Origin of the sequence: Pseudomonas songnenensis (assembly GCF_003696315.1) — a bacterium.
GTDB classification, from domain to species: Bacteria; Pseudomonadota; Gammaproteobacteria; order Pseudomonadales; family Pseudomonadaceae; genus Stutzerimonas; species Stutzerimonas songnenensis.
This window is the reverse complement of record NZ_RFFN01000002.1, coordinates 693834-705818: the sequence shown is the minus strand read 5'-3', so window position 1 is coordinate 705818 and position 11985 is coordinate 693834. Positions and strand designations below refer to the sequence as shown.

Sequence of the window (11985 nt, the reverse complement as noted above, 5' to 3'; positions counted from 1 at the left end):
GCATGTTCATTCGGAGGACGTTAGCCAATGCTGAGTGCAGCCGACTACTGCTGTAATCTTCAGTAAACTTCACTGACTTCGCCTCGCTTAAGCAGCGTATGCTCCAATATGGGGGATCCCTTCTTGATCACCCCGCTTCCGTGCGAGGCAAAGACCCCTGGCACGCCTTGCTCACGCACGATCCGCCTGCCTATGGCCCAAGAGCCCTCCATGCTCAGATGGCCAGCGTCGAAATACACTAAGCGTCCATCTAGATAGGCGCTGCACGCTCCCGCTGGGCACAGCTGCTTGCGCGGGTCAAAAAAGTGCACATTGGGCCGCCCTGCTAGCGCCGATAGCTGATCATTGACTGCCGCCACCCCTGGCCGCTCGGCGCCACTCTCGCTACACATCAGCATCGGTAGCTTCAGAGCTTTCTGCATACATTTGCGATTGACCGCCAAGAAGGTCGGTACATTTGCCAGGATTATCACCTGCTTGCCTCGCGCAACCAGCTCATCCACAGTCGCCTTCAGATCTTTGTGGAAGCTTTCGCTACGACGCGCGTGAGAAGCCCACGCCGCCCCGAGGATCACAGTGGAGTACGCGTCCAAGTGCTGACGGACCACGTCAATAGAGGCCAAGCATCGCTCCAAGCGCTCCGGCCGCTGAGTAGCCGCCGCCCCCTCCAGCAAGGGCGGACAGCTGCTGTGTGCCGCATTGCGAAAGGCAAACCCGCTTACTTCAGCGAAGGCGCCCAGCATGCCAACGTAATGCGCCGCATTTGAGTCGCCCCAAACCAAGACCGAGGGTTCCCGCTCGGAGTTGATGATGCAGGCCCTGTTCTGCAAATCAGCCTCGCTCAAACGTGAACGCTGACATACATAGGGATAGGCGTAGGCGGCTGGCGCGGGGCTCAAGCGTTTAAGATCCGCTCGGAACTGCGCATCAAAGCCGTAGAGGCCAAGGCCACCGCTCCACAGGATGACGCCGCAGAGCAGCGACAGAACCGCGGCGTTGGCCGCGACGAGCCGCAGCATCACCCGGGAGAAGTCCCAGCGCAGCCGGCGACAGGGCTTCTCTACCCAACGGTAGCTGGCTACCGACAGTACCAACATCAGGCCGAACAGCAGCACACCGGCCAGTGGCTCGACGACGCCGTACACATAGCGATAGAAGGCCAACACCGGCCAGTGCCACAGGTACAGCGAATATGAGATCAGCCCAACCAGCACCAGCGGCCGCAGGGCCAATACCCGGCTTATACCCACGACACTGCCGCTACCAGCCCAGATCAGCAGGGCGGCGCCCACGGTCGACGGCAGCGCTTTGACTCCGGGAAACCCCATATCCTCGGTGATCCAGCCCAGGCTAAGGACAATCAAACAGGCACCGATCAGCCCGAGCAACAGCCTGACCCAACTTGCCATGACGGCATGTCCACGGCTCAACCAGATCGCTAGCAACGCGCCTATAAGCAGCTCGCCGGCCCGCGCCGGCAGCATGTAATAAGCGAACATTGGCTCCCGAGGGAAAAGCATCTCCGCCAGAACGAAGGAAGCGATCGTCAGCAGCAACGTGACAGAGAGTAGCCAGCGCCGGGCGAAGCGCGTCAGCAGAGTGACAAGGATGATCGGCCAGAACAGGTAGAACTGCTCCTCCACCCCAAGCGACCAGAGGTGCAGCAAGGGCTTTAAGTTGCTGTCCTCAGCGAAGTAGCTGGTATCGAGGAAATAATTGAAATAGACGTTGGCGGCTGAAAGCAACGCCGCGAGAGACGAGTAGCTCAGCGTGCTTAGATCTTCGGGCAACAGAATGAAATGCCCAACCGTCAGGGTAGCTAGCAGCACGACAAACAGCACCGGCAGGATGCGCAGCGCACGTCGCCGGTAGAACTCCGACCAGGAAAAGCCCTGAGCCGAGCCAGCATCCTTGATGATGTTGCCGGTGATCAAAAAGCCGGAGATCACGAAGAAGATGTCGACTCCGGCAAAGCCCCCCGGCAGCAGGCTGGCATCAACGTGAAACAACACCACTGCCAACACCGCAATGGCGCGCAGGCCATCAATATCCGGACGGTAATGGGATTTGGTGTCGTGAGCAAGAATCGTCATGGTTACTTATCTATAGGTAGTGCGATCAACCGAGAATCCGGTGGTACAGCTCGACCAGCAGGTGCTCCTGCACCTCCCAACTCAAGGCAGGCGCCGCCGCGAGGGCGCAGGCCGCATGATGCACGCGCAACTGCGCATCGCCGACCATGCAACGCAGCGCAACGGCGAGCGCCTCGCTGTCTCCTGCGGGAACCAGCAGACCGAGGTCGTGCTGGCGTACGATGCGGCGAATTTCCGGCAGATCGGAGGCGATCACCGGCAAGCCCGCCTGTACGTACTCAAAGAGCTTGTTGGAGTCCGTTGTATAGTGATTTAGGCAAGTGTTCTCGATCGGCTGCACGCCGATATCGGCCGAGGCGGTATAGGACGGCAGGTCGGCCAGCGCGACGGTTGGGATGAAGCGCACCCGGTCTTCGAGCCGCAGCTCCTGCGCGATCTGGCGAAGGCTGGCATCCAACCGCCCCCCGCCGATGAACACGAAGTAGGCCCCCGGCACCTTGGCGGCAACTCGCGTCAGACGTTCCAGGCCACGCCCCTGCTGAACCCCCCCCTGGTACAACACGATGGGCCAAGACTGGTTCAGGCCCAGCTCATGACGAATGCGCTCGGACGCCTGGGGCCGCTGCTCGCGTGGCCGGTTCTGCAACACCAGCGGGCGGGCGATGCCGTAAGCACGGGCAAAGAACTTTGCGCGTGCCTCAGTGGTAGTGATAGTGCCGTTGGCACGTGGCATCAGCGCCCTCTCGACCAGACCGACCAGTTTCCGAAGGCTGCTATAGCCTTCGCGGCTGGTACTGATCTCATGGGCATCGTAGACCAATCGTGCCCCCGACAAGCTGGCCGCCAGCCAAGCCGTCGGCAGGGTGTTCACATCATGCGCGTGCACCACGTCGGCGCGCAGGCGCACCATATGCCAAAGCAATGCGAGGTGAGTCCAGCCACGGGCGGCGATGCGCATCGCCTGGGCGACGGGGCTCATATGGCCGATGCGCCCACCATTTTCCGGCGCCGCAGGATATCCACGAGTTACCGGCCGGCTCAGTCGCCAAAACGGACTGCGGGCTACACGCACCACCTCGACACCATTGGAAACCACCTCGCGCTCCAGGGTGATGCCTGGTAAATGCAGCGCATGCACGATCACCCGATGCCCAGCAGCGCTTAGGCTTTCTGCCTCCTTGAGCACGCGCGCGTCATTGCGAAACTCGTTCCAAACGATCATAGCAATATTTGCCACACGGTCTCCTCTTATCATCGGGCAGAACAATGAATCCAATATCCTGGCAGCCAATATTCACAGGCCATATGGCGAACATTAAAAGACTTTATGATTCACAATACTTTACCTACCCCCTCGAGCGTTAGGCCATTTTCAAAGCTAAACAATCTACCAAAAAGATCGAGACCTTGGCAGATTCGCTCAGGGGCCTTGAGTTGTAGTCCTGTAGACAATGCCCATAGAACTTGCTGTATGCACATAACCTTCAACGCCGAATCACAATCGAACGCAACACCCAACTTGGCGAGCTCGCTTACATAACTTTCAGCAACAAGACGCCGCCTCCGCTCGTCCAAAACAGCAAAGCACCGCAAACTCGCACCTAGCGGTCCGATAGAAGCGCTATCCCAATCGGTAATAACCACCCCACCCGCATCGAGCAAAATAACGTTTGCCGGCTTGCAGTCATTGTGATTAACAAACTTATTTTCTCCAACATTAAGCACACTGAGCATCAGCGACTCGTATTGACAATAGAAAGAAACCAGACCAGCCCTTCGCGCGACTTGAGGATGAACAACATTCAAGTCAGAACAAATTTTTCCTCCCCATAAGGCACCAATTGGAATACCCCCGGTAGAAAATGCTGCAGCCGCGACGATATTACAGCGCGCCAGCGCCGCCGCCACTGAAACCAACTGCTGATCTGAAAAATCTTTGTAACTTTTGAGGCATACCCCATGCTGATAGGACCACACACCATAACGACAACCTAAAGACACGAAACTTCCATAATATTCAGGCACAGGCAGCCCTAATCCAGATATACGCCTAGCAATCAGGTATCGTTTCAGCGAAATTCTATCAGCCTTTACAAAAACCGAGATGACCGCCCCTTGGTCGGTTGCCAGCTCAACATTCCAAAACTTTCGCTGACTACAATATGAATACACTTGCTCCAACTGATTAACGCTCTCTACTCGAAGCGCAACACGTTTTGCTCGCCCAACACAGCGAACTATCTTGTAGACCTCTCGATCCGAAAACCTAGGGGCGACCGTTTGATAATAACAAGAAGAAAGAAGTATCAAACCTTTCCGAATATAGGAGATTAACAAGCTCAAGAGACATCAACCTGATGATTAATCGATATAATGTACTGCAAGACTGTGGCAAAACTGGACCCACTAAGAGCTCCAGGCAAATAACCTGCCCTGCTTGCTAAAATCAAAAATCAAAAATCATGCTGCCCTAAACGCGCATACAATGCTTTAACTTTATTTTTTTGGCTATCACTCTTCGCCAATCTTGTTGCAGTACGCGCGTACTCAAGCGCCAGCTCGGGCTTTCCCTGCCTATGGTGGTGCAGCGCTTTTTCAATGGAGGTCACGAAGCATGTCACGTTAACAGGCACTTCAGGAAATTCGCCATCATAGACAATAGAGAGCACTAGAGATTTTAGCTTCCCTATCTCAAGCAGATACTTTAGACAAGCATGACCAGAGAAAGGCAATTCGAGCACCTTGGCTTCAGGATACGACGAAACAACATAGGCCTTAACAAAAAAAATATCTTGCTTGCGCATAGGGTCGACCATAACAAAAACAGGGTTCTTTGTCAGGCCGAGGCTGCCTAAATCCTCGTGCTTGAACAGCTCTTCGCTAAAGCGCCCTCTGGGAGAAAAAAGCAAAGGATGTGCTGAGTTTTTTGGCGCAGCGGCTATCACAGTTGCCCCAACAGCTCCGGCGTAGTAGACGGCGGCATAAGCTCCTAGGCTGGAACCATAGGTAAAAACTCGCTTCCCAACGGTTACCGGAAGCACGCACTCACGAAACCTCTCGAACGATAGAGATTGGTACTGCGTATCGTTGTCCTGATAGCAAACCACGACACTGAATCCTTGCGCCAACAGAAAATCCAACCCAAAAGCTGGCGACCGTTTGGTGGACCTTGTCCTATTGAACACAACGAAAAGAATATCTGAACCGTTGTCGTAATAATTAATCAAAAAAGAATCCGACTCTCCTAATCGCTTGTATTTAGGCCTATAGGCGCGCGGGCTTCCCTTTGCGACTCCAGAGACTACTCTAACCACTTTAGATATAAAAAAATCCCAATAGCTCACAACCTATCACCTACAACCAAAAGTGATATTTAATTTTGCCAGACCTGCAATTCGTCACGCCCGAAACGCGGCCCGCGAAAATTATTTATTACTCTTGGTATTTTCCTGAAAATCTGCCTCAAGATAATGATTGCTATAATCGCAAAAAAAACAGAGCCCTGCCCCCCCCTTAGCAGGTCGCTCACCAAAAAAACAAATGAGGATAGAAACCCAAACACACCAAAAAGATTTACCACCGAGATAAAGCCTCCCTTGTGAAGAATCCTTGTCCCTTGAAAAGCCTTAAAAGCCACAAAGGTAGACACAGTAAAAATATAAACCAAGGAGAAAGCGACAAGTCGGAAATTTATGATTCCAAGCACAACAGTAGCAATCAAGACGAAAAAAGTATCAGACAGCCCTCTTGCAAACATCGAATATGTCTTATGGAATCGTAATCCCGTTAACTTTTCATTCCTAGGCAATCTCGCCATCGCGACTGCCCCCCCCTTGGTTAATATCCTTGTGTTTAATATTTCGCAAAGTTGATGGATGACAAAAAATGCAACAGAAAGCATCACCAAAAACATAATTAGCTGAGAGCGATCAAATAGCGATATATAACTAGGAAAATAGCTCGGAATTGATTCAGACCCTATCAAAATAATTACTTTAAGCGGAAGCACGCCACTTATAATCATTGAAACTTGAGATACTAGCGTTACCACGATGCTTCCGAGCGAGAATCCAGGCGAAGCCCTTAATAACTTCAGAGCAAACATAATTCTAGACTTTTGCGTCGCTAGCAAGCCGCGCTTCATTTTGCCCACCTGATTACCATTCTGCGAAGCCATTTTTTAAAGCTAACGTTTTTTCCATCTGTACCTTTTACGATTCGCTTCTTCTTACTTGCGTCCAAACGCCTATATTCGCCAAGCGCCCTCTTAATCGCAACTGCTTCCGAATGAGATACAACCTCTTGGATATCAATACGGGTGTCCAGATCGATAAACTGCCTAGCGGAGGCGCTAGAGGCGCTAGTAATTTCGCCAAACCATTTCCGCGTTTCGTCCTTAACAAGACAAATGCTACGAAACGTTTGTTCCCAAGTAGCGAAAGAGAGATCAACCATTCCGATCACTCCTTCCGAATCATACACGTTTGACTCATCAACCATGCGACAGATATCGCTACGCCCTAACATCTCATACAAACCCGGTAATTTATGCCCATGCTCAGCATAATACAAACCTACTGCCGGAGTGCAGGCCAAAGAGCTAAGTATTACTGCGTGAAACCTAGAGGTTATAAGGCAATCTATCGCCGCGAGCTGGGAAATATATTCATCAATTGATGAGGGACGCGCTAGCGTAACTCGCCGATCATAACCTGCTTGATTCAGCTCTTCCCGTATATGCTCAGCCAGCTCTTCGTCAGCATTACACTGAACAAATAATGTCACTTGATTTAGATCACTGCGCTCAAGGAATAACTTGACGGCACTTATTGCAGAGCGAGATGACAAAGAATTATTATAGTTACTCTGGCGTTGAAAATCTCGCCGCTCAAGAGACCGGTGAGTCCCGACGCGCAAACCCTGTCCATCTGGCCTCACCGCCACACCTAAATGATGCACTTGCTCCTTCTTTGGCTTGGCGAGATAAGGACCATTAATAAAGAATGCCATGTCTAGCAGAGTGGGGCTATCGACGAGGGGAAAAATTTCACCCGACGTTTTTTCCCTATAAGCGAAGCCCCGTGCACCACCAAGGGCTTGCCTCACAAATTCCTCCGCCTTTTGACTTTCGAACGGGCCAAAACTGGCCGGCAAGAACGCATAAGCGAGACCAGCCGCCTGCGCTGCAAGCGCAGGGATTGCACGCCAGAATAAATTATGCCAGTTAGCATTTTCTGCATAAGAAAAGAAGTGCTCACCGCCATTTATAAAGACAAGATCACAATCGCCAAAACCAAAATCCTCTACGAATAGCTCGCAGTTATTGGCATAGCGAAGGGCTGCTGATGCAGACGTATTAATTGAATAAAATTCACAACCTGAATAACCTTTAAAACTATCCTTTCCGGAGCACCTATCTCCGTCGCCATTCAAAAAGAAAACTTTCAGACTGACTGAGTGACCGCACACATGGCTCAACAAATCGATGAAGCCGCGATTAATCGCTAGATCACCTATGTTGCTTGAGAAGTGACCGTAAAAGAGTGCAAATTTCATAACCATCTCAATGTGAATTCTCTAGTAAAACGACGGGTGACCAGTCGCAATTTCCCCCTAACAGTCACCACCCAAGTGCTGCGGCGCCTTTGCCGTTGAAGATCGCTTTTTTGAAGAGGTACGAGCGCGAGCTAATGTTTAGCTCAATGTTTCCCCGGCGACGCACCATTGGTTACATAGAAATCTATAAGTGACTGAATTACCTGCCTCCATTGATGGCATTCCCTTACTTTGACATATGCATTTTGCGCCAGCCTCTGCCGAAGGTGCTCGCTCTCTGCGAGCTGGATCAAGGCTTCAGCCAGAGAGCTTGAATCACCTGCCCGGTACAGCAATGCTGTTTCTTGATGTTTGAAAATCTCTTCTAGAGCCTCAACATTCGATACAACTAAAGGAATTCGCATTGCCATCGCCTCAAACGGCTTCAGAGGTGAAACTAGCTTGCATACGGTATAAGGCTTGCGTGGCAAGGCGATTACGTCAAGCTGCGAGAAATAGCGTGTCACCTCAGAGTGACTGACAGCGCCAGCGAATACTACATGCGCGGATATGCCAAGCAGCTCGGCCTGCCGACGTAGATTCACTAACTCGTCGCCATCGCCTACTATTAATAGTTTGCTGTTGGGTATGCGGCGAATCAACATGGACATGGCGACGACTAGATCATCTAGCCCTTCGTACTTAACCACGGATCCTATATAGCCACAAACGAAGGCGCCCTCGGCTATTCCCAGCTTTGCGGACATTGCCTGATCGCGAGGTGTGCTTTTGAAAAACTCCAAGCTCACCGCGTTTGGCAGAAGTTTAAGATGATTCTTAGGTACGCCTCGGCGGACCATTTCAGCAGCCAATGATTTAGTTAACGTAAAAACCTCATCTGCATGGGCAGCCACATGGGTTTCGAGCCTACGTTCCAGAGCAAAGCGTTCGGTTTGCTCCCAACCCGTTTTCTTTGAAGCTGCGGTGTACTCCCAGAGCCCGCGCATCTCGTAGCAGAACGGCAAGCCAAGCCTCCGGGCGGCAATTAATGCAGGTAGAGCCGCCTCATAGTTGGAGGCTGCATGAATCACGGCAGGGCGCAGGCGCCGCGCAGTCTGCTCCAGCACATCAGCCGCCTGCAGTAAGTACTGATCATAGGGCACCTCGCGCCGATGCTTCCCGGGCAGGCGTTCGTAGGGCACATCGTCAATGTAGTTGAGCGTAGCGGCATCCAGATTGCGCGAGTCCGGACGGTCGGCTGGATAGCCGGGGCGGGTCACGCAGTGCACAGCCCATCCCTGGTTCTTGAGCGACTTGAGCAAGTGATGGGTGCGGGTGGTGTAGCCCGTCGTGTGATAGGGGCGGGAACTGGAAGCCACATAGAGTATGCACTGCGGGTTGGCGATATAGTCACCAGGAACGGCCGCCTCAGGGATCTCCGGCAGGCTATCGAGCAGCCGCTGCGCCCCGCGAATTTGCAGCGCCTTCTCCTGTTCCGGCAGGCTCAAAGCGGCACTTGGCAACGCCTCTAGCAGAGCGCTCGACTCACGGATGGCGCCAGCGTCCCAGAGCATCATACCGTTGCGTCGACGGTTGTCCTGCGAGCTTTGCAGACGCAGAGAACTCCGGGCAAGGTCGGCCGCGCTGACTACATCACGAATCAGTTCTCGTCGCGCCAACTCTTGGTAGGCTTTGGCCTGCAGAGACTTTTCACTCAAGTTCTCTATCAACGCACGAGCGGCATCAATGCCTTGGACTTCATAGGCCTCAAGCACAACCCAGTAGCGCCAAGCGATTATTCGCCTGAGACGTTGGATGCCGTGAATAATAGAGACCGGGAGGTGTCGCTTAGCTCGCCAACGCAGGACCCAGTACACCTGCAGATAAAGCTTTTTCGGTGAAAGATTCAACATGAGAGCTCCCGACCGATAGCCCATCAGCCCCAGATGCCTTTGGTATCAATCAGATACTGCCCCGCCGCGAAAGTGGGCTTGGCTGCGCGGAAGGGAGAATGATCGACCAGCAACACCGCGACGTCGGCGCTTGCCAGCGCCTCTTCCTGGCTCACCAGTTGCACACCTGCGGCTTTCAGCTTACCAGGCAGGCTGTCAATGTTGGGCTCAACGGCCAGCAGACGCGCAGCGAACTGTTCGGCCAGCGCCAGGGTGATGCCCATCGCGGGGCTTTCACGCAGATCGTCAATGTCCGGCTTGAAGGCCAAACCAAAACAAGCGATGGATACCTCGGCAGCGGTCTTGGTCGGATTCGCTTGCAAGTACTCAGCCACCGCCACCTTGACCTTATCGATCACCCAATGCGGCTTGCCGTCGTTGACTTCGCGGGCAGTGCGAATCAGGCGAGCCTGTTCGGGAGTCTGGCTGACGATGAACCAGGGATCGACCGCAATGCAATGACCGCCTACGCCCGGACCAGGCTGCAGGATGCTCACACGCGGGTGACGGTTGGCCAAACCGATTAGCTCCCAGACATTGATATCGAGTTTGTCGCAAATGATCGAAAGCTCATTGGCAAAAGCAATGTTCACATCACGGAAGCTGTTTTCGGTTAGTTTGCACATTTCGGCGGTGCGCGCGTTGGTCACAATGCACTCGCCCTCGACAAACGTCTTGTAGAGCGCCGCTGCCGCTCCAGAGCATTTACGCGTCATACCGCCGATGATGCGATCGTTCTCAACCAGTTCGCGCAGTACATGTCCCGGTAGGACACGCTCGGGGCAATGGGCGATCCGAATGTCGGAAGACTCCCCATGGGTCTGTGGAAAGCTGAGGTCGGGGCGAGCAACGGCCAGCCATTGAGCCATCGCTTCAGTCGCGCCCACCGGGGAAGTGGACTCCAGAATGACGAGGTTGCCCTTGGCCAAGACCGGTGCAATCGCCTCACTTGCAGCTTCGATATAGGACAGGTCCGGCTCATGGTCAGCCTTGAAAGGTGTCGGCACTGCTATGAGAAAAGCATCAGCCGGTTCGGGCGTTGTAGTGGCGCGCAGATAGCCCTCGGTAACTGCTGCGTGCACGACCATATCGAGATCCGGCTCAACAATATGAATCTCGCCACGATTGATGGTCGCAACCGCGTGCTCATTTACATCTACACCAATGACTCTTTTCTTGCGCGCAGCAAAGACTGCTGCAGTTGGCAATCCAATATAACCAAGCCCAACCACGGAAATAGTTTCAAAGTTCATATCAATTCTTCTTGAGTTGCGAAAGTGCTTCGAGAATACGTGTGCATGCAAGGCCATCCCCGTAGGGATTGTGGGCAAAACTCATTGCACGGTATGCCTCATCATTAGTCAGCAACTGTTTCAGGCTACCGGTGAGCGATTCGACTTGCGTGCCTACAAGTTTCACCGTGCCGGCCTCGACCGCCTCCGGTCGCTCGGTGGTGTCACGCATCACAAGGACAGGTTTGCCCAGCGAGGGAGCTTCTTCTTGTATCCCACCGGAGTCCGTGAGAATCACGTGAGAACGGTTCATCAGATAAACGAACGGCAGATAGTCAAGCGGCTCGATCAGATGAACATTGTCGATGCCGGCAAGCAGCCGGTTTACCGGCTCTCGTACGTTTGGATTCAGGTGGACGGGATATACGATTTCGATATCCGGGAAAGCTTTCGCCGTCTCCGCCAAGGCCTGGCAGATTCGCTCGAAACCGCCGCCAAAGCTTTCTCGCCGGTGTCCAGTCACCAACACAAGCCGGCTCTGGGCGCGAAGGAAACTAAACTGCTCTTGGAATCGTTGCTGAAGCCCGGTGTCCTTATCGAGCTTTGCCACAACCTGAAGGAGAGCATCGATAACCGTATTACCAGTCACCTCGACTCCGCTTGTGATGCCTTCTCGATGCAGATTCTGGCGAGACGTTTCCGTTGGTGCGAAGTGGATGGCGGCAAGCGCACCAGTGAGTTTGCGATTTCCTTCCTCTGGCCATGGAGAATAGAGGTTTCCCGTCCTCAGGCCAGCTTCAACGTGAGCCACTGGAATCTGGCTGTAGTAAGCTGCAACGGTAGTAGCAAATGTCGTGGCTGTATCACCATGCACCAATACTACGTCGGGCTTGAACTCGGCGAAAACAGCCTTCAACCCCTGCAGAATGGCGCAGGTCACGTCGGTCAGGTCTTGCCCCGGCTTCATGATGTTCAGGTCGAAGTCGGGTTGTAGCTCGAAGAGCTCCAGAACCTGGTCCAGCATCTGGCGATGCTGCCCTGTGACACAGACTTTGGCGTCGAACCGGTTATCACTATTTAGTGAAAGGGCCAAAGGAGCCATTTTAATGGCTTCAGGGCGTGTGCCGAAGACACACAGGGTTTTAACTGTCATACCGTATCCATAGCTTGAGC

9 protein-coding genes are annotated in these 11985 nt (G+C 53.3%); all 9 read right to left on the bottom strand.

Going from position 1 to position 11985, the window contains the following annotated elements:
• Positions 1-59: 59 nt before the first annotated feature.
• Positions 60-2093: an acyltransferase family protein gene (locus EA798_RS07760; RefSeq protein ID WP_122098566.1), complete on the bottom strand. Its 2034-nt coding sequence runs from the start codon at positions 2091-2093 to the stop codon at positions 60-62.
• A gap of 25 nt (positions 2094-2118) precedes the next feature.
• Complete coding sequence (locus EA798_RS07755; protein ID WP_167462913.1) at positions 2119-3330, bottom strand: glycosyltransferase; 1212 nt, start codon at positions 3328-3330, stop codon at positions 2119-2121.
• Between the two features lie 95 nt (positions 3331-3425).
• Positions 3426-4436, bottom strand: a complete 1011-nt coding sequence (locus tag EA798_RS07750; protein ID WP_122098564.1) for a phosphotransferase — start codon at positions 4434-4436, stop codon at positions 3426-3428.
• A gap of 110 nt (positions 4437-4546) precedes the next feature.
• Positions 4547-5437, bottom strand: a complete 891-nt coding sequence (locus EA798_RS07745; protein ID WP_147456780.1) for a hypothetical protein — start codon at positions 5435-5437, stop codon at positions 4547-4549.
• A gap of 29 nt (positions 5438-5466) precedes the next feature.
• Positions 5467-6237 (bottom strand): hypothetical protein, encoded by a 771-nt coding sequence (locus EA798_RS07740; protein WP_122098562.1) that lies wholly within the window; start codon positions 6235-6237, stop codon positions 5467-5469.
• Entirely contained in the window at positions 6234-7649 is a 1416-nt protein-coding gene (locus tag EA798_RS07735) for a polysaccharide pyruvyl transferase family protein (protein WP_167462911.1), read from the bottom strand. The genes EA798_RS07740 and EA798_RS07735 overlap by 4 nt, the downstream gene beginning before the upstream one ends.
• A 143-nt stretch (positions 7650-7792) precedes the next feature.
• On the bottom strand, positions 7793-9541 hold the full coding sequence (locus EA798_RS07730) for a glycosyltransferase family 4 protein (protein ID WP_167462909.1): 1749 nt from the start codon (positions 9539-9541) through the stop codon (positions 7793-7795).
• 23 nt (positions 9542-9564) lie between these two features.
• Positions 9565-10833 (bottom strand): UDP-N-acetyl-D-mannosamine dehydrogenase, encoded by a 1269-nt coding sequence (gene wecC / locus EA798_RS07725; RefSeq protein ID WP_122098559.1) that lies wholly within the window; start codon positions 10831-10833, stop codon positions 9565-9567.
• Between the two features lies 1 nt (position 10834).
• Positions 10835-11965 carry a non-hydrolyzing UDP-N-acetylglucosamine 2-epimerase gene (gene wecB / locus EA798_RS07720; RefSeq protein ID WP_122098558.1) on the bottom strand — a complete coding sequence of 377 codons (1131 nt, stop codon included), beginning with the start codon at positions 11963-11965 and terminating at the stop codon, positions 10835-10837.
• Positions 11966-11985 lie beyond the last annotated feature (20 nt).